The organism is Candidatus Mycobacterium methanotrophicum, assembly GCF_023515995.1.
Lineage (GTDB): Bacteria > Actinomycetota > Actinomycetes > Mycobacteriales > Mycobacteriaceae > Mycobacterium > Mycobacterium methanotrophicum.
On record NZ_CP097320.1, the window covers coordinates 2,722,044 to 2,745,649 of the forward strand.

A 23,606-nucleotide genomic window follows, 5' to 3' on the forward strand; every position below is an offset into this window, starting at 1 on the left:
GCGGCGCCCAACCGCACCTCAGCACCGCCGAAGCCGCCTGACTTCAACCCTAAGGTTGACACAGAGGGCGTCATGATGCCATTTCCCGTAGGGCTTCGGCCCAAAGTGCCTGCAGTGCAGCAAGGTCCGCGTCGTCGAGAATGTCGGGTAGCGCCCGCCACTGGGTGATTAGAACCAGCCGGTCCTCGACCGCCAGCAGGGTGGCCAGAATGCTCAGCTCGTGACGCACTGCCAGGCCGGGTTCGGGCACCGGTGGTAGCCCGGCCAGCAACTCACGGCCCAGCTGCAACCCGGCGTCGCCGGTGCCGAGGTCAGCGCGGCCCAGATAGTTCAGCAGCAGCTGCGGCCCGGCGAACCTGCGCAGCGCATGCGCGGTGTCGGCCCGCAGGTAGCGCAGCAGCCCGTAGTCGAGTCCGTTGCCGGGGATGCCTTCCAGCCGCTCTCCCACCCCACGCGGATCGGCGGAGTCGATCCGCAGCGGGTAGATGGCGCTGAGCAGTCCCACCGTGTCGGTGGTATCGATTGTTTCGTCCGTGCCGTCGAAGAGGGCGTCGGCCCGGCCGTGGGTTTCTAGCGCCAGCAGCGGAGCCGGCGTGGGCTGGCCGCGGCGCTGCCGCCACTGGGTCACAGTTCGCGACGCCGCGCTGACTAGCAGGTGCATCAGCGGCAGGCCCGAATCTAGAAGCTGACTTGTGATGTCGGCGTCGGTGACCGCCGCTCGGACGATCAAATCACGGGCCCGGTCGCGGTCTGGGCGCACTCGCCGAGCCCCGAGATCTGGGTCGTCACCATCGAGTTGGGAGAGCCAAAACGGCGCGGTGTCCAGACGGCCGGCACGCTCGGTGAGCGCCCGCGCCCAGTGTCGAAGGCTGGTGTGCTCAACAACCGGCGCAGGTGTGTGGCCGGCGCGCAACGCGTGCAGGGCAGCGTCGAGTTCGCCCAGCACCACCCGCCACGACGCCGGATCCATCGCCAAAACGTGGGCGGCCAGCACCAGGACACTCGGTCCGCTCGGGACTTGCAGCCACACCGCCGCCAGCAGCGCGCCGCGTTCGGGGTCGAGTCGCTGCAGAACTGCTTGGGCGTGCGCGGCGACCTCCTCCCCTAGATCGGCGGATACTTCGCTGACGGTGAGGAAATCGGTGGCCGGTGTCGGGAGCAAGCTCATGGTGGCCCGGTCCAGCTGGCAGCGAAGCACCTCGTGACCCTCGACGATGCTGGTCAGCGCGCTGCGCAGCTGTTCGCCGGTGATGCCGGCCGGCAGCCGGATCGCTTCGGTTTGGGCGAGTTTGCGGGGCTGACCGTATTCGTAGAGCCAGTGGGCGCCTGCCAGCAACGGGATCGGTCCGGTAGTGGCCGCCGCTTCGTGGGCGATGCTCGCGGTTTGGGCGTCGATCGCGGCGGCCAGTTCGCGGATGGTGCCACACTCCAGGATCAGCCGGGCCCGCAGGCCGATGCCCCGGCGACGGGCTGCCTGCACCACCGACAGGGCCGCGATGCTATCCAACCCGAGCTGCAGAAAATCCGTGGTCACGTCGACCTGCGTGCTATGCAGGATTTCTGCAAGCAGCTCGGCCAGTGCGGATTCGGTCGGGGTCTCGGGTCGCGACCCCATCGCGGCAGCGGCATCGATAGCTGCTAGCGCGGTTTCGTCGAGCTTGCCGTTGGCGGTCAGCGGGATCTCGTCGACCACAACGATGCGCTGCGGAATCATGTAGCGCGGCAGCCGCGCGGTGAGCATGCCGCACAGCTCGGCCGCTGTGGGTGCCGCGCCGTTCGCGGCCACACATGCGACCAGCCGTGGAGCACCGTGTTGCTGGCGGGCTAGGACGTGGGCATGCCGCACCGCGGGATGCGACTCCAGGGCGGCGGCGATCTCGCCGGGTTCGACGCGGTAGCCGCGGATCTTCATTTGCGCATCGGCGCGGCCCAGGTACTGCAGCGAGCCTTCTGGCTGGCGTCGCACAACATCGCCGGTGCGATACATCCGCTCGCCGGTCGCGAACGGGTCGGCGAGGAATCGAGTACACGTTTCATCGGGGCGGCCGAGGTAGCCGCGCGCCAGCTGTGCCCCGGCCAAATACAGCTCTCCGGTCGCCCCGTAGGGCACTGGACGCAGCGCCGAATCCAGCACATAGCCGCGAGTGTGCCGGGTCGGGCGCCCGATCGTCGGCTCGTCGTGCTCGGCGATGGCGGAGACGACCGCTTCCACGGTGGTCTCGGTGGGGCCGTAGCAGTTGTAGGCCGCCATCGAAGTACGGTCGCACTCGGCGCGGATCGCTTTCCACGTCGGCACGCCGATCGCTTCCCCACCCAGCGCCAGCACCGTCAACGGCGCGGTCGTGAGCAAACCAAAAGCTCTCAGTTGGGCGAACATTGACGGGGTCGTGTCGATCATGTCGATGTGGTGTTTGACGACGGTGTGCACCAGCGCTTCAGCGTCGCGCTGGGTGTGCTGATCGATGACGTGCACCCCATGACCATCAAGCAGCGCAACCAACGGCTGCCAGGCAGCGTCGAACGCGAACGACCACGCATGCGCGATGCGTAGCGGGCGACCCAACCGTGCTGCGGCGGGCCGCAGCACGGTGTCGATGTGGTCGTCAGCGTAGGTGCTTAGCGCGACGTGAGTTCCGATGACACCCTTGGGTTCTCCGGTGGTGCCGGAGGTGAAGACTATGTAGGCGGCCTGCCGAGGATCCACGTCGACCGGCTGGAAGTGGTCGGGCCGCTGCTGGTCGGCGGTGGCCAGCATAGCGTCGTTGACGACTATGCTCGCGCCGGTCTGGCGCAGAATCGACTCCACCCTATCCGCGGGCATCCCGGGCTCCAGCGGCACGCATACGGCGCCGGCCATAAGCACTGCGAGCATCGCGACGACATACTGTGGACCACGGGAAAGCGCTATCGCTATCGGGGTTTCGGGCCCTGCTCCGTAGACCCTGAGCAGCGCCGCCAACCGGTTAGCCGCGGCGTCGAGCTCGGCATAGTCCATCGTGCCGGCCTCCCAGCTCAGAGCGACGGCGTCAGGGTGGGCTTCGGCGACCGCGGCGAACCTCGTGTGGACGCCGGCTGCCGGTGGGAAGCGCACCGGCAGCGTACCGGCGGCACGGTGCGGCGACGCCTCGTCGTCGAGCAACACGCTGACTTCGCGCAGCGGCCGATCCCACATCGACAGCAGCCGCTGCGCGGTGGCCAGCACCCGGCGGCCGAGCATCGCGCCGGTCGTCGCGCCCAGCGCACCGTCGATCACCTCGACCATCATGACCAGCCCCGCGTCGGCCATGTGAGGGGCCAGCGTGACCGGGAAATGTGACACGCTCTTCAACCCGGCGGGCCGGAACGTCACACCGCCAGCGCTGAATTCACCACGCTCGACCAGTCCCGCGGTTGGGAAGTTCTCGTAGACCAGCAAGGTGTCGAACATCTCACCGACGCCGCCGAGTGCGCGCAGTTTCGCGTGGCTGACGTAGCTGTGTTCTCGAAGCATCGCCGCATTCCGTTGGAGCGCAAGACATTGCGCACCGGTAACACCGTCGTCCTCGAGGCGTACCCGCAACGGCACGGTATTGATGAACAGCCCGATCATAGTTTCGACGCCGGCCAGCTCGGCCGGCCGGCCCGACACGGTAACCCCGAACACCACATCGCTGCGGCCGGTCAACCGCGACAGCACCAGGGCCCAGGCCATCTGCATCGAAGTGTTGACGGTGATCCCGCGCGCGCGGGCGCCCTCAACTAGGCGTGTGGTGACCTGTCGGTCGCTGCGCAGTTCGGTGCTCCGCGGCAGTGCAGCACCAGGCGCTTCAGCCGCCAGCGCCGCCGACAACAACGTCGGGCCTGGCATGCCGGCCAGATGTTCGCGCCAAACCCGTTCGCTGGCACATTGGTCGCGGCCGGCCAACCAGCCGATATAATCTCGGTACGGCCGCGGCGATGCGGGCAGCGCGTCAACCCTGCCGGCCGCCGCGTACAGGGTGATCAGATCCCTGGCGAACACTGGCAGCGACCAGCCGTCGATCACGATGTGATGGGCGGTGACCACAAACCGCCATCGGGCATCAGGCAATTCGATAAGCAAAAAACGGATCGCCGGTGCACGCTCGAAATCAAAAAGCCGACTGCGTTCTTCGGCCTCCAGCGCTTCGACATCCGGGAAGTCGGCGGTGATGTGTCGCCACGGCACCTCGACACGCGACGGCACGATCTGCACCGGGCGCGCGATGTCGCGGCTGACGAAACTAGCCCGTAGGTTGGGGTGGCGCACCAACATCGTTGCCGCGCAATCTTTGAGCAGCTCGACATCAAGTGGACCGGCGATGTCGGCGGCCATCCCAATCAGGTACGGATCCTCGACCAGCCCGTCGTCGGGAAAATCGCCCATCCCAGAAAGCACAGTCAGCGAATACAGCCCCTCCTGCAAAGGACTGAGTGCCATCACATCCTCGATACCTGGTGGTGCAACGGTTTCGGTGGCGGTGAAGGTTTGCCTCGCTCCGATGGCCCCGGCTTCTCCTCGGGCTGCTCCACGGCCCGCATCGTCGCCCGGGCGTGACAGCCAGGATGCGGTCACCGCGGCCAGATCCTCGGCCGACAGCCCCGAGGTGCTCATCGGCGCGTGTCGGGTATCTGGCTCGGCAGGTATGTCGGTGTCTGTTGCGCTCGCCGATTCCACCGCGGCGGCTAGCAGCTGCACGGTCCGATGCTCGAACACCATCCGCGGGCTGACCGCAAGTCCGGCCGCACGCGCCTGCGCCGCCAGCTGAACGGAGAGGATGCTGTCACCGCCGAGGGCGAAGAACGAGTCGTCGGCTCCTACCCGGGCGTGGCCGAGCAGCCCGGAAAACAGCTCGGCGATGCGGCGCTCGGTGGCTGTTGTCGGCTCGCGGTATTCGGCTGCCGCAGCCGCGATCTGCGGCTGCGGCAGGGCATCGCGGTTGATCTTGCCGTGCGCGGTGATCGGGATCTCATCGAGCACCACATAGGCGGCCGGCGTCATGTAGTCCGGCAGCGCCGCGGCCACCCGCGCTCGGATCCGGTCGACATCGACGCTGGCCCGGCCACCACCTGCGGCCGGGGTCAGGTAACCCACCAGCCGCTTGCCCAGCTGCGGCAGGTCAGCGGCCACCACGACGACTTGTCCGACGCCGGGGTCGACCGAAATCGCGGTGGCGACCTCGCCGAGTTCGATTCGGAAACCGCGGATCTTCACTTGCCCGTCGGCGCGTCCGACGAATTCGATATCCCCGTCAGCATTGCGCCGCGCCAAGTCACCGGAGCGGTACAACCGCCCGCCCGACGTGAACGGGTCGGCGACAAAGCGCTCCGCGGTCAAACCCGGTCTGCGGTGGTAACCGCGGGCCACATGTGTTCCACCGATGTAGATTTCGCCTATCACTCCGACCGGCACCGGTTGCAACGCGTCGTCGAGCAGATGCACTCGCGTGTTGATCTTGGGTCGGCCGATCGGCACGGTCCGAGTGCCCTGGGCGCCCTCGACCTGGTAGCTGGTGGCATTGATGATGGTTTCGGTGGGGCCGTAGAAGTTGTACAGCGACGCGTCGAAAGTGGCGTGGAACTTATCGGCGATCTCACCCGTCAGCGGCTCCCCGCCGATCGGAACCCGCCGCAGGGTGCGCCACTGGTTGACGCCGGGGAGCGACAGAAACAGCCCGAGCAGCGATGGCACGAAATGCATCGAGGTGATGCCTTCACGGTGCAAGAGGTCGGTCAGATAGCCGATGTCGCGTAATCCATCCGGCCGCGGAATCACCAGCCGCGCCCCGCAAATCAGGGTGCCGAAGATCTCGGCGATGGAAACGTCGAAGCCCGGAGAGGCCAACTGCAACAGTCGATCGGTCTCATCGACTTGGTATTCGTTACCGAACCAGACGAAGTACTCGGCGACCGGCGCATGCGGCACTGCCACGCCCTTGGGCAACCCGGTCGACCCGGAGGTGTAGATCAAGTAGGCCGTGTTGCTCGGCCGCAGCCCGCGAACCAGCTCACCGACACCCGGGTCGCTGTTCGAATACTGCTGTAAGCAGGTGACCGGTTCGCGCAGAACAAGTTTGGCCATGGCGTCGTCGAGGATGAACGAGAGCCGGTCCGCGGGATAGGTTGGGTCGATCGGCAGGTAGACCGCTCCAGCTTTGAGAATGCCCAGCGCCGCAACGACAAGTTCAGGCGACTTGTCGAGCAGCACCGCTACCCGATCCTCGGCGCCGATACCCCGCTCAATCAACCAATGCGCCAACCGGTTAGCTTCTTCATTGATTTCACGGTAGCTGTACTGACGGCCCTCGTAAACCACGGCGACCGCGTCGGGACAAGCTGCCGCACGCTCGCTGACCAGTGCGCCCAGCGTGGTGGCCGGCATTGAGAACTGCTCGCCGGTCGCGACTCGCGACAGCCACTCGGCGTTTAGCGTACTCGTCAGCGCCAACGCCGACAGTTCGGTGTCAGGGTCGGCCAGCGCGCCCGCCAGCAGGACGGCGTAATGGTCGAGCAACTGCCGCACCAGCGTCGCATCCAGAACCTCGACGAGAAACTCGGCCTCTACCAGTGCGCCGGCTTCAGGCTTAGAGCACAGCTCGATCATGAATCCCAATGGAAATGGGGTGAATTGGCTCCGCAACTCCGCGCGTTCGCACCGTACCCCGGGGGGGCAGAACGCGGCACCGTCGGCCTCACGCAGCCCAAAGCTGACCTGGGTCGTTCGCTCGTTGCCGCGGCGGCGATCCGGGTTGGACTCGGCCACCAGCCGGTCCAAGTTGACGCGCTGATGGGCGAACGCCCCCGACACAATGTCGCGGGTTTGGGCCAGTACGTCACGGAACGTCTGCGAGCGCTGCGGTTGAGTGCGCAACAGTACGGTGTTGCCGTAGTAGCCGATCGCGTCTTTGGTATCGGCACCGCGGTTGATCACCGGCGCGGCGATCAAAAAGTCGGTGGAATGGGTGTAGCGGTGGATCAGGACGGAAAAAGCAGCCAGCAGCACCATATACGGGGTAGCGCCGCTCTCACGGGCCAGCGCCGACGCCCGGTCGAGTGTGCTCGCGGAAAGCTGCAACGATTCGCGCTTTGATCGCCAGGTGCTCGGCACCACAGAACCGTTGCCTCCCGGAAGCTCAAGCGGCTCAGGAAGGTCAGCCATCAGCGGCCGCCAATAGGCCAGGTCTTCGTCGGGGGTATCGATGGCCCCACCAGTCACCGACGGCGACGCCTCGCTATCGAAACCGTCCGGGTCGATGTAAGCGCGGGTCAGGTCGGTGAAAAACGGCACCCACGATCCATCGTCCCACGCGATGTGATGCGCAATGAGCAGCAGCATGACCGTGTCGGAGTCCAAACGCACCACCGTGATCCGCAGCGGCGAGTCTGCGGTCAGGTCTAATGGCCGGCCAAATTCGCGACGCGCCAGCACCTCCAACCTCAGCTGCCCAGCCTGCCCGGCCAACCCTGACACATCGTGCTCGGCCCAGCCGGGTCGTAACTCGTCGTGGACGACTGCATGCGGGTCACCGTCGGCGTCGGTGTGATAAGTAGTGCGCAAAACCGTGTGCCGGATCGCCACCGCGTCGATCGCCCGATGCAACCGCGCGATGTCGACGACACCGGTGAGCCGATAAGACGCACAAACATTGAGCAGCGGGCTGGTGAAATCGATCGACTGCACAAACCATATACGGCGCTGACCGTCAGAAAGTTGCGCGCTTCCATTTTGCGATCGCACCGCCGAACGGGACAGTTCGCGCTCACGAAGTTTGCAGCAGAACAGCTCTAGGCGTTGCTCGTCGACGTGTGCGTCGGTGATGTCAGTCACGCGAGGACTCCTCGTTTCCAAGTCTCATGCTTCATGCTGTGCCCGAATAGCTGCAAAGGTGCCACGCCCTGTTACCGCCCCGCTTCGAAAATGGCGCCGCCACCAACTGCGGAATATGAGCATCAAGCATACTCAGGAACGAAACCCTTTCTCGAATTGACTATCGTTACCGCAGCCCTGATCCGGCTCTTCTGCCATAGTCGTGGGTTCGTGACCAGGGGTTTTGGGGCGCAACGCCGTGTCCTGCTTACGTTTTGGACTGCAATCGGGTTCAAGACGGAAGGGGTGTACGGCGTTGCGCAAATCCAGGGTATTCGCGACGGTCCTCGGTGGCCAGGACATGGTCATCGACGACGTGATGATCGAGACCGAGACTTCGCGCGGCAAACGGCCGGTGACCAGCGAAGCGCTGGTGTTTGCGGTGCGGCCCAAGGCAAACCAGGCCAGCCGGTGCTCGCGGTGCCAGAAACGCTGTCCGGGCTATGACGGCGGGGACGCGATCAGGCGCTGGCGCAGCCTGGATCTGGGGACGACGAAGGCCTATCTGCAGGCCGCCGCACCGCGGGTAGCCTGCCCCGAGCATGGAGTGGTGGTGGCGCATGTGCCCTGGGCGCGGCCCGGCGCCCGCCACACCTGGGCGTTTGAGGACACAGCCGCGTGGCTGAGCGCGCATGCCGCCATCAGTGTGGTCGCGGTGTTTTTGCGGGTGGCCTGGCGCACCATCGCCGCGATCGTGGGCCGGGTGGTCGCCGATGGCCGCGACACCAACGACCTGCTCGTCGGACTGACCCGCATCGGCATCGACGAGATCGCCTACCGCAAAGGCCACCGCTACTTGACGTGCGTGATCGACCACACGACAGGCAGGTTGGTGTGGGCCGCCGAAGGCCGCAACAAAGACACCCTGGGCCGGTTCTTCGACCAGCTCGGCGCCGAACGTGCCGCGGCGTTGACTCACGTCAGCTGTGATGGGGCGGAATGGATTCACGCCGTGCTGCGGGACCGGGCCCCGGCCGCGGTGATCTGCCTGGATCCGTTTCATGTCGTGGCCTGGGCGCTCAAGGCCCTCGACAAGGTGCGGGTGCGTACCATGGCCCGCGCCGGCGTCCGCGACCGGCATGCGATGTGGGCGGTGCGCAAGAACCCGGCCGACTTGACCGGTGAGCAACGCACCAGCCTGGCCGCAATCACGGCTACCAACGCCACGCTGTATCGGGCGTATTTGCTCAAAGAGCAACTCCGCGAAGTCTTCCGGGTCAAAGGGCGCGACGGCCGTCGTCTGCTGGCCGGTTGGCTGTCCTGGGCGTCGCACTCGCGCATCCCGGAGTTCGTCGCCGTAGCCCGCACCGTCCGCCGTCACAAGGAGCTCATCGGCAACACCCTCGACCACCAACTGTCGAATGCCCGCTCGGAAGCCACCAATACCCACCTGCGGGCCTTGACCAAGCGTGCGTACGGGTTTCACAGCCCTGAGGCGCTGATCGGCATGGCCATGCTCACCCGCGGCGGCCTGTGCCCCGCACTACCCGGCCGAGCAGCATGAAACCCGACCCACGGAAACGTCAGGAGATCCCCTGATCCCCCTCCCCTTCGCCGCCGGCCGTCTCCGACCAGGTCCCCGGCACCATCGGCATAGTTGGTCCGCCATTAAATCCGTTGCTGGTCAGCGTCGCGAGTCCCACAACGGGCGCGGCGGTGTCCTTGTGCGCCGTTCCGGCGAATCCCACCGGGCCAGTGCCTCGATCCGACGCCAGCACTGGGGGCCGCTCCGACTGCACGCCTCGGGCGAAACCACCGTCGATATCCGCGAACTCGTCGGTGCGGTCCCGCATCTCGGCCCGACGACGCCGCCGTACCCCCACCTTGTCGCGGCTCACCGCACCGACCGCGGCCGCGGCGGGGACAGCCTGTCGGGGCGCAATGTCGACGTCGCCGTCGATCAGTGTCGGCCCGGGTCCGCCGTCGGGACCGATACCGCCCACCAGATAGGCAAAGCCGGCGGCGGGTGCGGCCGCCGGTGCCCCGGCGGCCGCAGCGCCTGGCGCCCGGTGTCGACCCGCCGGTCGTCGCCGGGGCAGCGCCGGCGGAAGCCAGCGTGACGGCGGGCAACTCGCCAGCCTGTCCGACGGGCAGTCCAGGCTGCCCGGCCAACGCGGGTACGGTCGCCGGCCCAGCCAACGACGCCGCCGTATTGGGAACCAGACCGAGAACGAGCCCGAGCCAGGCCGGGGAACTGAGCAGCAGTGGCCAGGTGGTGGATCCGAAAGGGATGCAGAACGCCTCGTAACCGACGAAGTTCGCGGTGTACTCGTTGTCGGCGAACAGCGGCTCGTCGACGAGATCCAACCGACGATCAAGCACCGTGAACGCAACCCGGTCGGGAGTCGAATTGTCGCGGATGGTTGCGATGATGTGACGCAACAACGTCGTCTTACCGGACTTGGTGTCGCCCAGCACCATCAGCAGCGGATTCTCGGCGAAGTCGAGTTCGACCGCGGCCAAGTCTTCTTCACGCTGGCCGATGACGATACCGTCCGCGCCCCGATAGGCCGCACCCACCGCGGCGGGCGCCAGGTTGGTCGGCAACAACCGCACCGGTGGCGCGGTGACGCCAGGATGGCGGGCGTTGATCGCGGGGATCTGGTCCAGTTCGGGTTGAGCGAACAGGAAATGCTCTGCCGCCATGGTCAGCCCGCGACCTGGCTGGTCCGCGGGCACCGACTCGGCCGGACGGTGCAGCGCACCGACCACCCGCACGTTGCTGTCGCGCGCATCATGCAGCTTCAGCTCCAACCGCAGCCCCAGGCCGTCTAGCATCGCCAGCGGCACCTCCAGTCAGCTGGGGGTGGTGACGACCACGTGGATTCCATAGGCCAAACCGACGTTTACAAGCTCGGTCACCTTGGCCAGCAACGGATTTCGGGTGCTGAACTGATCGGTGTTGTCCCGGCAAAGCGCTGAGTTCGTCGGCCGCGGCGGTGTATTCGGCACTCAACGAATTCCACGCCGCCGCTGACGCGAGTAGCGGGCCGGGTCCTGGGCCGCTGCTCAATAACGTCGAATGCACCTCGGGTGGAAACGCCATCCAGATCGGTCCGCTCATCGCGGTCAATCAAATTCAGTACGTCGCTGCTGCGGCGGCGCCGCCGACCGCATAGCTGGCGCCGGATTCGCCAACCGCAATCCCGGAGCGGCCCAACTCCTCGACGCCCTGAGCCGCGACAGCGGCCTGCTCGCCGCGGGCAGCGCTGAAACCAGTTGCCGTCCCCTAGCCATCCCACATCGACAACAAATTGTCGAAAGTTGACCCTCAAGCGGCTAGACGAGTTCTTCGCCAAGCGGCTCGGCAGCAACTTCCGTCGCTGACCGAGGACGACCCAGCCACGACGGTGCTGCCGATTCACCCGAGGATGCAGACGGCGCGCTATTCCACAACGTTGGTTGTTCCGCCGTGCCCAGTTGGCAGAAGGTGTGCGCTATCAGGCGATCACGCCGGTCAGGTCAAATTCGGCCAGCGTGCTCGCCGCCAGCTCGCGCAAATGAGGCTTCGAGTTCGTGCCGCCGGGCTGGTAGGCGACGACGGTGATGCCGATCTTGCCGCCGATGCGCCCAGACACCAGAGTCATGTGCCCGCCTGTTTGCTCAAGCCTCTGTCGCGTGACGTTTTGCTCAATCCCTCGCGCGGTGAGGTATTCGGCCTCGGTGCCATCGAGGCAGCATACCAACGAGTTGACGTCACCGAGGTTGGAACAACCCACCGGGAGATTGGCGTAGTCGAACGCCGTATCGGCCAGCCGTTTCATCGCCCGCTTCGGCGTAAACGGGGCGAGCGGGGCCAGCGGATGCAGCTGCATTGACTCTTCTGGCGCCTCCCGCAGAATTGTCAGTGTCTGCTTGATCGCGGCACGGGTGTCGCGCAAATCTGTCGTTACGCGCGTTGGGTCGATGCTGACGCTCACCCACGACAATGCGTTGGCGCGCGTATCATCTTCGGTGCGGTCGCTCATTGGAAGTTGCACCGTGACGGCGCCGTCACCGGCATGTCGGCGCCCCATGCGCGCCCCAAGCCTCGCGGCGAAACCAACAAGCAGTGAGTTGCCGTTTCCACCAATGTCTTTGGCGCGCGCATCCCAATCACTCAGGTCGATGTAGGTCGTGATAGCCGGCACGACGACACTTTCATCGCCGTCGCCTACAAAGGTGTCGATGGGTCGCGGAGTTCGAGGTCGGGCAATATCCTTCCCGCGACGACGGGCCTGTTTTGCCGCCGCGACCAGCGCCCGGGCAACCTCGGGTATGTCCTGCGAGGTTTCACGGGCATCCTGAACCACTGCGCGCAGTCGAGTGCGCGAACGCGGCGGAGGGTAGCCCAGATCGCGGGTGTTGCCCCGGACCGCATCAGCTACCGTGAGCCCGAGCCCGAGGCCGTCGATCAGGTAGTGCGAAACCACCAGGCTGACCGCGGTCGAGCCGTCCGTCAGTGGCAGGACGCCGAGATGCCAGCCGGGTCCCCATTCCGGATCGGTGGGCAATTGTGAGCGTTCATCTGCCCAGTCGTCAAGTTCAGCGCGCGAACGAGCGCACTCAGCGATATCGAGTTCCGACGGCCTCCGGTCTAAGACCCACCGATGCCGGCCGAATGGCAGCGGCGAACGCTCGATGCGTCGTCCCAATAACCCATAGCCGAGATTCTGGTGAAAACGCCTCAGGCCACCGAAGTCGACAGCGTGCTCATAAACCCATACGGCCTGGATCACTCCCGCCTGGCCAGTGGCACGCAGCGCGGAAAACAAGGCTTGGTCCATGAACGACAGCCGATTATCCGGCAAGCTATCACCGTTAGTTGCGCGGCGTTCCAAGGGTGCGCGTGCAGGACGTATTCGGACTGGCACCGGTCAGCCTCCGATGATCAATTGCGGGTCGGTTTGCTGGGTACGGATGGTCGAGTCTTGTCAGCTCTTACGGCCCGCCCCTGGGTTTTGAGGGCCCTTATCCCCTCGACGGTCAGAGGTCAGAGCCCGGACATCGACTCGGGTGCCAGTTTAGGCGCCTTGCCGGCGCGTGGCTATTTTCCGCGTTCCTACGAAAATTGAGGTGACCACAGCTGGTGACCACAGGCATCGGTAACCGGCCACGTGGTCAGTGACGGCTGGTCGGTTTTGTGTTTGTCTATGCCGCGTCGGGTTCCTCGAGGATGACGCGGTAGCCGAGTGCTTCGAGTTGTCGGACGGGGTTGGCTTTGATGTGTTCGGGCCGGCGTCGGGTGTAGTAGTCGGGTCCGGGGTCACGGTAGAACTCGCCGCCGGCCAGCATGTGCCACGCCGCGGTGACCATGGCGTGCTCGACGGCGACGATCGTTTTCATCGGTGCACGCCGTGCGGTGATACGGCGGAATTTCGCGCCGAAGAACGTGGTGTTGGCCGGTCGGGCCGCAGCCGATGCGGCGATGCCGACGGCTGCCTTGAGGCGCCTGTTGGCGGGGCGGGTCTTGGTTGATTTGACCCTGCCGGCGGATTCGTTGGCTCCGGGTGACATCCCGGCCCAGGAGGCGAGTTCGGCGGAGGTGGGGAACACGCTCATGTCCGCGCCGGTCTCGGCGGTGAACACCTCAGCGATCTTCGTCGACCAGCCCGGGATGCTGCACAGCAGCTCCCGGGCTCCCGTGAAAGGTGTCATTGCCTCCTCGATACGGGCCTCCGCCCTCGCCAATGCCAGGGTGTGCTGATCGATCAGATCCAGGTGCATCCGGATCAGGAACCCGTGATGCTCGGTGAACCGGCCGCCCAGCGCCTCGGTCAGCTCGGGGATCTTGCGGCGTAGTTTCCGTTTGGCGAGGTCGGCCATCGCCTCGGGGTCGCGGCAACCGCCGATCAACGCCTCTAGCATCGCCCGCCCCGATACTGCGGTGATGTCGCTGGGCGCCGACGACAGTTTGATCCCGGCGCTTTCCAGGACTTTCTCGATCTTCTGCACTAACCGGCCCCGTTCACGGGCCAGGGCGGTGCGGGCACGGGTCAGATCCCGCAACTCACGGATCGGCGGCGGCGGGACGAACGACCCGCGAACCAGCCCGTGTGCGGCGGGGTCTGCCAGCCACGCCGCGTCGCTGACGTCGGTCTTGCGTCCCGGCCGGTTACGGGCCTCATGGGGATTGACCAGCATCACCGGCAACGCGTCCTCGAGCGCGTAATAGAACGGCTTCCAGTCGGGTAGCTCCGGCGCGTCGCCGCGCCGGAGCCCCCTAAGAACCGGCCGTGCCCGCTTTCCAGGCAACCGGCTCAAGCAAGCCCGAAGGCTCATCAGTCGGGATAGCAGAGTGCTGGTGCACGCCGATGCGGTCTGGGTGACGGCTTCGGCAGTGCGTGTGGATGAGACGGAACGCGGTGTAACCCAATGACTCTGACCCCGAGTCGACGACGATCGCCTGACGGCGGATCGCCTTGGCGGTAGCAGTGATCCACTGCTCCCACTCGTCGGGATGTCGCGGCTCGACCTCAGCGTGCAGCAGCAGCTGACCGCAGAGCGGACAACGCCCGCGCTGCTTGCCGATCAACCACGACCGGGTCCGGTCCAGCGGGGGTCTCCCGCGGCGGCGCCGGACCGCCCAGTAGTCGGCCAGGGCGGGATCGTCCGGGGACGCCCAGCCCTTGACCAGGGTGTGCCGGGTGATCGCCGTCCAAGCGAATTTGACCAGGTAGGCGCCGCTATCGCGGTCACCGAATACCCAGCGGTCCCGCCGAGAACGGTTGAACGCACCGAAGTAGCGGGACACGATCCAACGTCGTCCCTTGTGCGGATGGGTGAATCTGGCCCACTTGTCGGTGAGCTTCCACACATGATTGTCCAGCGCGTTGAACACCCGGGCCGACACACAGTGCCGGTAGTAGGCCGACCACCCCCGGATGATCGGGTTGAGCCGGATGAGCACCATCTGGGCGTTATGGCCCCGCAGTGCCCGCATCTCGGCGGTCAGCCGTGCCCGGATCCGTTTCACGGCCGCCTTGCTCGGTTTGATCAGCAGCTTGCCGCGGTAGCGGCGAATGTTGAACCCCAGAAAGTCCACCCCATCATTGAGGTGCACGATGCGGGTCTTGTCCTCGTTGAAGACCAGACCCCGAGGTCGCAGCCATTCCGTGAGCCGCGCCTTGACCTGTTCGGCCTGTTCCCGCGAGTGGCACAGGGCTAGCAGGTCATCGGCATACCTGATCAAAACTGGGGAGCCCGGCCGCGCCGTGCCGGCGTTGGTGCCGGTGCGGATGTAGCGGACTCCGGCGGCCTGTTCCATTCCGTGCAGGGCAACGTTCATCAGCAACGGGCTGATCACCCCGCCTTGTGGGCTGCCTTCCTCGGTCGGCGCGAGCCGACCTTGATCGATCACCCCCGCGCGCAGCCAAGCCGCGATCATTCCCTTCGCGGGGAACGAGCCGAGCTGCGCGAGAAGATGGGCATGATCGATGCGGTCGAACGCGGCGGCCAGGTCGGCGTCTAGCGCCCACAGGCGTTTGCAGGTCGCGCCGCGTGCGGTCACGAAGATCGCCTGCATCGCGTCCTGACAGCTACGACCCGGCCGAAACCCATACGATCGGGACTCGAACCGGGCCTCCCATTCGGGTTCTAACGCGTTGACCGTGAGCGCTTGCAGCGCCCGATCGGCAATCACGGGAATCCCGAGGCCGCGCCGTTTTCCGTTGCTCTTCGGAATGAACACCCGCTTGACCGGTCGGGGCCGCCATGTGGCGGTGTCGCGCTGCAGCCAGGTGGCCATCTCGGCCTTTTCCCATCCCGCGAGCACGACCCTGCCGTCGACCCCGGCCGTCTTGCGGCCAGCGTTGAGCTCGGTGACCCGCCGCACACTCAGCAGAGCGTTCGCGCGGGAACCCAGCATCAGTTTCTGCAGATTGCGGACCCGCTTATGGTCCCCCGCCTGCATCGCCGTGAAGATTCGTTGCCGCAGCCTCCGTACGTCGTCTTCGACCCGGCGCCAGTCCACGGCGTCCCAGTCGCTGATCTCGTCCTCAGGTCCGTTCACCGTCACGGTGTCTAACTTGTCCATCGGTTCTGGAGTCTCCGATCGTCTGGTCTTCACAGGCTCACCCGACCCACGTCAGCTCCCTTTCGGGCCGGGCGGCACGCCCGTATCCGACCGGTTATGCGCCAGCCATCTGGCGGAGGGGCCAGATCGTGCGGTTGCCGGTTTCCCGTCGCCTTTCGGCGTGTCGGCGTTGGCTTCTTGGGTCATCCTGCGCCCGCTGGGGAGTTGCGCCTTCCTCACGGTTGGCCTACCGGCGACACCGGCCACCGGACCCCAACGGGGTTGTCATGTTGCGCATGAACAAGATTCGACCGGGCAGGGTGCCCCCTTTACCCCGGGGACGGTGGTGCGCTCCCGGCCGGCGATTACCCTCCGGCCGGCACCCGACGCTTTCCAGCGTCCAGTCCCTACGGCCCCGCTGACACATCCCATCGGCGGGGGTCACCTTCACGAGGCGTCATCGGGGGTTCACTCGCGTTCACCCATCACCCCAGGACAACTGGATGCCGCCCCGGAGCCGGGAAGCGACCCCGCTTCCCGCCGGTCTTCTCCTCGCCCACGGCTCCCGGATGGAACGGGAACCGCTTCGGCTTTGAACCCCGGGCTTCGCACCCCGCAGTCACCCACAGAGCACGCCGAGGCGGAGACAGGCCCTTACGCACTGGCCCGAGTACTACACCTACGGCATCAACCGAACCTCCAAACGGTGCCTCCTACTTCACTCATGCACCCTCATGTCGCACATAATCGCCGGTCGACTCCATCACCACGCAGGTCACCTTCTCGGCCACCAGGTGGTCACGCAACCGCAGAATGTCGCTGGTCATCGACCCCCAGGTCGTGACCGTGGTCTGGGTCTTGCGACTGCCCGCGCTCTGCACCCGGATGCAGACCTTGGCGTCCTTCTTCGAAATGTCCAGGCCCGCGCACCTCGCATGTATCACTTCCATCCCACTGCACCTGCCCTCGTCATATGAAAGTTGTTGTCGGCGTGCGCATCACGGGGAGGCGACAAAAACAGAAGTTTCCTACACGTGCTCGAAGCAACAATCCACGGTTCCCGCGAGGAGCGGACAACCGCTCTACCTCCACCACCATGTTGACTCACAGGCTCAGCAGCACCACAAAGCGACCGGGGTCGACCGCGATACGCACCACCACATCCTGCGCGGCCCGACCCCCCGTCAACGCGAGATCAGGGAAACATTTTCAACCTCCACGGAGGACGGCGAAGCCGCCCTGGGGCCGTTGACTCATCCAAAATGCGCGCGTAGACCTCTTCGTTGCCTCAACTGAGAAAGCGCGCGTGCGGCGCGCCTACCCGGTGGTGCAGGGATCGCTGGTTAGGCCCAGAGGATGGGACTGACCATGAGTCAACGCAAGGCTGTGACGAAGACGATCGCGACCCGCTATGCGCGGGCCGACAAGGCCGGTAAGGGCCGGATTCTTGACGAGTTGTGCGCCACCACCGGGTGGCATCGCAACCATGCCCGCAAGGCGCTCAAGGGTGCGTTGCGCCCGAAGGTGGTTAGGCCCCGGACGCCGCGCCCACCAAAGTACGGCTCGAAAGTCATTGTGGCGCTGATCTTCTGTTGGGCAACACTGGGCATGCCGGCTGGCAAGAGGTTGGCGCCGATCCTGGATGAGTTGGTGGAACGGTTGCGTCGTTTCGGTGAGCTGGTTATCGATGACGACACCGCGGCGCTGCTGGTCGCCATGTCGGCGGCCACCATCGACCGCCGCCTGGCCCCCGAGCGTAAGCGCCACGAGCTCAAGGGCCGCAGCCGCACCAAGCCGGGATCCCTGCTCAAATCCCAGATCCCGATCCGGACCTGGGCCGACTGGGACGATGCGAGGCCGGGGTTCGTCGAGATCGACCTGGTCGGCCACGAGGGCGGAAACGCCGCTGGTGAGCACGCCTACACGCTGACCGTCACCGACATCGCCACCGGGTGGACCGAGAACCGCAGCGTGCGCAATAAGGCCCGTAAATGGGTGCTCGCCGCGCTCGACGACATCGCCGCGGCGATGCCGTTTCCGATCCTGGGCGTCGACAGCGATTGTGCCGACCTGCTGGTTATGCCGACCTGACCGCGGTTGCCATTGCAGGGCAAGGGCTTCAGTGTCTGCGAGGTCGGCATAATCCAGCCGGGTGGTTAGAGAGAGTCGAGGAAGGTCAGATGTTGGTAATCTACCCTCATGTCTGCGAGGAAATCTGCTGGTCAGCGTGTTGGGGTGTGCTCGGCGGCGATTTATGCCCGGATTTCCTCGGATGCGGAGGGGACGGGGTTGGGTGTGGCGCGGCAGTTGGAGGACTGCCGCAAGCTCGCCGCTGATCGGGGTTGGCCGGTCGGCGCCGAGTATGTGGACAACGATGTGTCGGCGTTCTCGGGTAAGCCACGCCGCGAATACGCGCGGATGTTGGCTGATCTGGCGTCGGGTGCCCGGGATGCGGTGATCGTCTACAACTTGGATCGGTTGCATCGGCGTCCGGTGGAGTTGGAGGAGTTCGTCACGTTGTGCGAGTCGGTGGGGGTGCGCGACGTGGCGACGGTGACCGCCGACATCGACTTGGGTAATGATGACGGGTTGTTCATGGCCCGGATTTTCGCGGCGTTCGCCGCCAAGGAGTCGGGCCGCAAGTCGGCTCGTATCCGCCGCAAGATGCTGCAGAACGCGCAGGCCGGGTTGCCGCATGGCTCGGCGCGCCCGTTCGGCTATGAAGCCGACAAGATCACCGTGCGCGAATCAGAGGCCGCCGTGATCCGTGAAATGGTGGACCGGTATCTGGCGGGCCAATCACTGCGATCGTTGACGATCTGGCTCAACGAGTCGCAGATCGCCCCGAGCGTGGCGAAGTCATGGCAGACCACCGCGGTGCGCCAGGTGTTGTCCTCGGGCCGCATCGCCGGGTTGCGCGAGCACCGCGGAGAGGTGATCGGGGCGGCGGTGTGGCCGGCGATCATCACCGTCGCTGAGCGTGATCGGGTGCTGGCGCGGATGGCAGCGCGTTCGGTGACCAAAACCCGCACCGCACGCACGTATCTGTTGTCGGGGATGTTGCGCTGCGGGCGCTGCGGCAACCGACTGTATTCCCAAGCCCGGCACAGCAATCCGGATAATCGGGTCCGCCGCTATGTGTGTTTGAAGGGGCCGGATCATGGTGGGTGTGGCCGGTTGACGGTGGTCGCCGCCCCCGTCGAGGAACTGCTGACCGAAGCGGTGTTGGCGCGGCTCGACTCTGCGCAGCTCGCTGATGCGCTGGCGGGCAAAGCCACCGCTGATGCGGATGTCGCCGCGTTGGCGACCCAGGTCGATGCCGACCAGGAACGCCTGGATGAGTTGGCGGGGCTGTATGCCGATGGGGCGATCACCGCCCGGGAGTGGATCGCGGCGCGTGATCCGATCACCGACCGCATCACCGCGGCCCGACGCGATATTGCTGCGGCGACGGACACGACCGCGGTGTTCGAGTTGGCCGGCACCGGCGGGACACTGCGCAGCGGGTGGGCTGATCTGGACCTGGGTCGCCAGCAGGCGATCGTCAAAGCGGTCCTGGATCACGCCGTGATTGCACCGGGCACACCTGGTTCGCGCCGCCTGGACATCGACCGGGTACGACCAGTGTGGCGGGTGTAACCCGCTGTCTGCGGTCGGTGTGTCACCCCGAGCAGGGTGGCGATGCGGGCGATGACGGCCGGGTCGGTCACGGTGACCGGCACGTCGTGGCGCTGGCAGGATGCGGTCAGCCAGGCGATGAACTCGGGCCGCTCATGCCACGGTGCCACGCCGGGGCCTTTGGGGCTCGCGCTGTCATCGGCGGGTGCGGCGGCCATCACCCGCCGCCCGGTGGCGTGGGCGGGTTACCCCTGACCGCGGAGCGGGATTCGGTGATGGCGGTGATGCGAGCCTGGATGTGGCGCAGGGCCGCGGAGATGACCAGGACGCGGTCACCGGCGCTGGCGTGTCCGGCGTGGTCGAACTCCCAGGCCAGCTCGTCGGGGTCGAGCGGGGTGTGAGGCCGCCGGTCGGGGCCGGTCACGTCGCCGGGTGGGGTTTCGTTTCGTTGCGTTTCGTGTATCGTCAGCTGTTGGCGGGTCCAGGTGGCGCGGGCGGTGCGCAGGGCGCCTATGGTGGTCGAGTAGTGCCGGGATTTGGTGGTGATGTGCCCGCGATAGCCCAGGGTGTGCAGCCAGCGCCCGATCCCGGCCAACGACGTATCCGCGTGTTCGCTCAGTTTGGCGATGGTGGCCAGGATGGCGCGCACATGGTCGCTGATGGCCAGCTCGCTGATCGCCTCGGCGGAGAGGCGTCGGGCGGTGATGCCGAAGTCGTGCAGCGATTTGGTGACGTATTTCGCCAAATATGCCGCGACCCGGCGCGGTGAAAGCCGCGACGATGCGCTTGTTGCGGTTCCTGCTGCGACGGGATCGTTTGCCGCAGTGGTGGTTTCGGGTGTCAATGCTTGGGTGTCGATTTGGGTGCCGAACCGCACTGTCCGCACCCCGTCCTGGTCGCGGTGATCGTCGCCGGCGGGTACGTCGATGCGGATGCGGCCGGCGGCCTGGTGAATCAGCGCGGTCAGCTCGGTGGCGGTGATCGGTGACGACCAGCCGGGATGTGGGCCGAGGCCGTGACGGGGCTCCCCACCACCCCGAGGGGCGGCGGGGCCATGATTGATGTGGTCACCGGAGTCGCTGGCACGCCAATCCCCGGGTGGGTCGAGGCGGATCAGCGCGTGAATATGCGGGATGGCACGCGCTTGCAGCTCCACGACCTTCACGAAACCGACCCGCACTGAATCCCTGGATAGCCCAATCGTTTTCAGGTGTGTGGTGATGGCGCGTCGTAGGGTGATGGTGAAGCGCCGCCACAGTTCGGGCAGATGCCAGGCGAACAGCACATGCCCGAGATAGTCATAGCAGTCCGCGCACAACGGTTGCCCCACCACCGGATCATCAACGGTGTGGATGCTGTTGCAGCGCAGGGGGTTACCGTGCCGGCATCTGACTGCCGGGCCGACTGGATGGGGGCGGCAGGTGGTGGCGGTGGCGTTGTGCACGGCCCCGTAGCCCGGTGCGGTCAAGGTGGTGAACACCTGGGGATGAGTGGCGACCTCAGCAGGTACGTCGTGGTGGCCGCCGGCGGCGCCGGCGTGCACCAGCTGCCAGGTGTCGCGGGCATACAGGTCCGCGCACGACGGGCAGACGGCGGCGCGGCGGTTGTTGCAGCGCGTCCACACCGTATGCCGGCGCCCGCCGAGGTCGTCACCGACCAGTTGGATCGGGTGAGCGCAGTAGCCGACCGATTCCACCCGCCGCCACCACATTTCGAAGCGTGGCGAGGAGGCGCGCCGGCACATCTGGGTGATCACCGCATCGGCATCGACGGTGGCCGGCTGGCCCGGCAGCACGATCACCGGGCTCTGCGTCGTTACGGTGCTCACCGGTTTCCCTGTTCGCCGGGGCGCGGTGCCCGAAAGGTGCGGGCCAAAATGCTGACGTCGCGGTCGGTGACGTGGAAGGCCCGCACGCGTACCGGGTCGGCGGTGCCGTCGATCATCACATACCCGATGCCGGGGGTGGCATCGGCGATCAGGTCGCATTCGGCCCCGGCATCGCGGGCGCCTTGACCGAGCACCATCGCGGTCTGGGTGGCTTCGGTCAGGCGCAGCCCGATGCGCACGGTGAACAGTTGACGCACCGGCAGAGTATCTTTGGCCGGGTCTTGCACCGCGGCCACCACCGAAATCCCGACCGCGCGTCCCTGCGACAGGAGCAGGCCGAGCAGTCCTTCGATCTCGGCACGCAGTTTGCGGTCGCTGACATAGGCCGTCAAGGCGGCGATCTCGTCGATGATCACCACGATCAACGGCTCGGCGACGGTGGGGGTGTGCAGGCGGGTGTGCCCGCGTAGCCGGGCGGCGCGCACCTGCATCAGCTCCACCAGTTCACGCAGCAGCTCCACGGTGGGTGCACCGGTGTCGAAGCAGAACCGGGTGAACAGCGCTGCCCCCGCGCCGAGTTCCATGCCGCCTTTGGGGTCGATCACCCACAGCCGCACCCGTCCGGTTTTCACTTGGGGCGCCAGTCCGGCGATCAGCGACCACAGCACCGAGCCCTTGCCGGCTCCGGTGGCCCCGGCGACCAGAATGTGCTGGCCCAGCACCGGCAGCGTCCACCAGCGCCGGGATTCGGTGACCCCGACCCGCACCGCGCCCAGATCAACCGCGCTGCCTGGGGTTGGCATGGGCAGCGCGATCGGCTGGCCGAGCACATCGCCGCGGCCGATGATGATCCGCAGCTGCCCCGGTGTGGTGGCGCGGATCGTCAACCGGTCCGCTCCCCATGTCGCCGCCAACGCAGGCGCTCGTTTTTGCCAGTCAGCAATCGACTGGCCGGTCACCACCTTCACGATCAGCACGTCGGCGTGGCGGCCGATCCGCACCGACACCACAGCCGGGACCAGGATGCGCTCACCCAGTTTGGCGGTCAGCCCGTGCAGGGCACACACTGCCGCCCAGTTACGCCCGTAGCGCCACCACGCCCAGAAACTCTGCCGCACCGGGTTGGTCACCCACCGGCTAAACGATGACGGCTCCAGCACCGACCAGCCAATGTAGGCTGCGACCTCCACGGCGGCGGTAACCACACCGGCGCGGGCGCCGTGACTGACCGCGGCCCACAGCGCCACCGTGGCCGGGATGCTCAGGACCGGAAACAGGGTCGCCCACCACAGCAACTGTCCGGCGGCTTTGACCAATCCGATCATCAGCTCACCGACCCAGTCATCCTCAGCTGATTGATTAGTGTTGTGGTTCTTACGGTTAGGGGTGTTCGACATGAGGGTCTTCCTTCACTGACAGCGGAACGGGGGGCGGGGCTGCCGGCCCGGCAGCCCTTACGCGCTGGTCTGCGCGGCTGCCGGGCCGGCCCTGTGGTTACCGGGCCTGCTGGCCCGTCTTGGCGGCCGCCGCGGCGGGATCGGTGCCGGTGATGGCTTCGGCGCGATACGCGATGCACGAGCGGCCGTCTTGCGACCACGGCAACGCCACCAAACCCGCCACCGCCACCGGCTGGCCGACCGTGACTTTCGGCTCACCGACCACGGTGACTGCCAACACTTCCCCGCCGGTGGCGTCCAAGGCGATCAACTGGACCTGCCACAACGCCTGCCCGGTGGCCTTGTCCACACGCGGTGCACCGGTGTCGAAATTGGTGCGCTGCTCAGGAATCCGAGTGCACAAAAACGTCACCCCGGTCGTGTCGATACGCAGTTTCATGATGGTTGTGTCCTGTCTTTTCGATGACCGGCCCAACGGTGTTGTTGGACGCATCACCCAGCACAGCCCGACCCCAGCCGGGGCCACTAGCGGCGGACTAAAACGCAGAGTGCGACTGTGCAAAACTGTGCGCTGCCGCCACTGCCGGGCACCGGTCCGCTGACCGGCACCGTTGTGTCAGCGGGTGCGCTTGCCGTCACTACTGTCAGCGATGCCGCCGGGTAGGGTGTGCGCTAACCGCGCACGCCGGGCGACAACGACGCGCCAGGTCGATGTCGCCGCTTTGGGAGTGAGAATTGTTCGCACTGCTGGTCAGGTTCAGCGTCCGTGCCAGACACGAAGACGCCTTCGACGCACTGGTCACCGAAACGCTGGCCGCGATCACCACCGGTGAACCAGACACGATTGTCTACGCCAGCCACACCCAGGCCGGCGAGCCCAGCGTGCGGGTGTTCTACGAGTGCTAC

At 66.2% G+C, this 23,606-nt stretch carries 12 protein-coding genes and 6 pseudogenes; 5 read left to right on the plus strand and 13 right to left on the minus strand.

Features of this window, described 5'->3' with window-relative positions; translation table 11 throughout:
- Positions 1–70: 70 nt before the first annotated feature.
- Entirely contained in the window at positions 71–7,825 is a 7,755-nt protein-coding gene (locus M5I08_RS14190; protein WP_249762782.1) for a non-ribosomal peptide synthetase, read from the minus strand.
- A 295-nt stretch (positions 7,826–8,120) separates the two neighbouring features.
- Here M5I08_RS14190 and M5I08_RS14195 point away from each other — a divergent pair, with 295 nt between their 5' ends.
- Complete coding sequence (locus tag M5I08_RS14195) at positions 8,121–9,368, plus strand: ISL3 family transposase (protein ID WP_249762783.1); 1,248 nt, start codon at positions 8,121–8,123, stop codon at positions 9,366–9,368.
- 19 nt (positions 9,369–9,387) lie between these two features.
- Here the strand turns inward: M5I08_RS14195 and M5I08_RS27460 are convergent, their stop codons facing one another.
- The 9 genes and pseudogenes from M5I08_RS27460 to M5I08_RS14230 form a co-directional block, all read right to left on the minus strand.
- A complete protein-coding gene (locus M5I08_RS27460; protein ID WP_219070809.1) occupies positions 9,388–9,552 on the minus strand; it encodes a PPW family C-terminal domain-containing PPE protein in 165 nt (54 codons plus the stop codon).
- Positions 9,473–10,642 (minus strand): FtsK/SpoIIIE domain-containing protein, encoded by a 1,170-nt coding sequence (locus tag M5I08_RS27465; protein WP_502213844.1) that lies wholly within the window; start codon positions 10,640–10,642, stop codon positions 9,473–9,475. Before M5I08_RS27465 ends, M5I08_RS27460 begins: the two co-directional genes overlap by 80 nt.
- An 18-nt stretch (positions 10,643–10,660) precedes the next feature.
- On the minus strand, positions 10,661–10,816 hold the full coding sequence (locus M5I08_RS27470) for a hypothetical protein (protein WP_502213848.1): 156 nt from the start codon (positions 10,814–10,816) through the stop codon (positions 10,661–10,663).
- Positions 10,776–10,928, minus strand: a pseudogene (locus M5I08_RS14205) (PPE domain-containing protein); the annotation flags it as partial. The gene M5I08_RS27470 and the pseudogene M5I08_RS14205, both read right to left, overlap by 41 nt.
- A gap of 15 nt (positions 10,929–10,943) precedes the next feature.
- Positions 10,944–11,090, minus strand: a pseudogene (locus M5I08_RS14210) (PE family protein); the annotation flags it as partial.
- Between the two features lie 214 nt (positions 11,091–11,304).
- On the minus strand, positions 11,305–12,717 hold the full coding sequence (locus M5I08_RS14215) for a condensation domain-containing protein (RefSeq protein ID WP_370328486.1): 1,413 nt from the start codon (positions 12,715–12,717) through the stop codon (positions 11,305–11,307).
- Between the two features lie 277 nt (positions 12,718–12,994).
- A pseudogene (locus M5I08_RS14220) lies at positions 12,995–14,029 on the minus strand (IS110 family RNA-guided transposase); the annotation flags it as partial.
- Between the two features lie 37 nt (positions 14,030–14,066).
- A complete protein-coding gene (gene ltrA / locus M5I08_RS14225; protein WP_249762784.1) occupies positions 14,067–15,878 on the minus strand; it encodes a group II intron reverse transcriptase/maturase in 1,812 nt (603 codons plus the stop codon).
- Between the two features lie 716 nt (positions 15,879–16,594).
- Positions 16,595–16,807, minus strand: a pseudogene (locus M5I08_RS14230) (IS110 family transposase); the annotation flags it as partial.
- A 406-nt stretch (positions 16,808–17,213) separates the two neighbouring features.
- On the opposite strand from M5I08_RS14230, the pseudogene M5I08_RS14235 reads away from it, so the two are divergent.
- The 3 genes and pseudogenes from M5I08_RS14235 to M5I08_RS14245 all read left to right on the plus strand — a co-directional run.
- Positions 17,214–17,918 (plus strand): annotated as a pseudogene (locus M5I08_RS14235) (integrase); the annotation flags it as partial.
- A 138-nt stretch (positions 17,919–18,056) separates the two neighbouring features.
- Complete coding sequence (locus tag M5I08_RS14240) at positions 18,057–19,496, plus strand: recombinase family protein (RefSeq protein WP_219070309.1); 1,440 nt, start codon at positions 18,057–18,059, stop codon at positions 19,494–19,496.
- 42 nt (positions 19,497–19,538) lie between these two features.
- Positions 19,539–19,730: a hypothetical protein gene (locus M5I08_RS14245; RefSeq protein WP_219070311.1), complete on the plus strand. Its 192-nt coding sequence runs from the start codon at positions 19,539–19,541 to the stop codon at positions 19,728–19,730.
- Here M5I08_RS14245 and M5I08_RS14250 read toward each other — a convergent pair.
- The 3 genes from M5I08_RS14250 to M5I08_RS14260 form a co-directional block, all read right to left on the minus strand.
- Positions 19,693–21,303, minus strand: a complete 1,611-nt coding sequence (locus M5I08_RS14250) for a replication initiator (RefSeq protein ID WP_219070312.1) — start codon at positions 21,301–21,303, stop codon at positions 19,693–19,695. The genes M5I08_RS14245 and M5I08_RS14250 overlap by 38 nt on opposite strands.
- Positions 21,300–22,700: an FtsK/SpoIIIE domain-containing protein gene (locus tag M5I08_RS14255; RefSeq protein ID WP_219070314.1), complete on the minus strand. Its 1,401-nt coding sequence runs from the start codon at positions 22,698–22,700 to the stop codon at positions 21,300–21,302. The genes M5I08_RS14250 and M5I08_RS14255 overlap by 4 nt, the downstream gene beginning before the upstream one ends.
- A gap of 97 nt (positions 22,701–22,797) precedes the next feature.
- Positions 22,798–23,139, minus strand: coding sequence for an SCO3933 family regulatory protein (locus M5I08_RS14260; protein ID WP_219070316.1), 342 nt, complete (start codon positions 23,137–23,139; stop codon positions 22,798–22,800).
- 296 nt (positions 23,140–23,435) lie between these two features.
- On the opposite strand from M5I08_RS14260, the pseudogene M5I08_RS14265 reads away from it, so the two are divergent.
- Positions 23,436–23,591: pseudogene (locus tag M5I08_RS14265) on the plus strand (putative quinol monooxygenase); the annotation flags it as partial.
- Positions 23,592–23,606 lie beyond the last annotated feature (15 nt).

Bases quoted from the DNA above. Each gene is read 5' to 3' on its own strand.
- M5I08_RS27465 (WP_502213844.1), bottom strand. From the start codon at position 10,642: ATGCTAGACGGCCTGGGGCTGCGGTTGGAGCTGAAGCTGCATGATGCG.
- M5I08_RS14260 (WP_219070316.1), bottom strand. From the start codon at position 23,139: ATGAAACTGCGTATCGACACGACCGGGGTGACGTTTTTGTGCACTCGG.
- ltrA (WP_249762784.1), bottom strand. From the start codon at position 15,878: ATGGACAAGTTAGACACCGTGACGGTGAACGGACCTGAGGACGAGATC.
- M5I08_RS14255 (WP_219070314.1), bottom strand. From the start codon at position 22,700: ATGTCGAACACCCCTAACCGTAAGAACCACAACACTAATCAATCAGCT.
- M5I08_RS14245 (WP_219070311.1), top strand. From the start codon at position 19,539: ATGCGGGCGATGACGGCCGGGTCGGTCACGGTGACCGGCACGTCGTGG.
- M5I08_RS14240 (WP_219070309.1), top strand. From the start codon at position 18,057: ATGTCTGCGAGGAAATCTGCTGGTCAGCGTGTTGGGGTGTGCTCGGCG.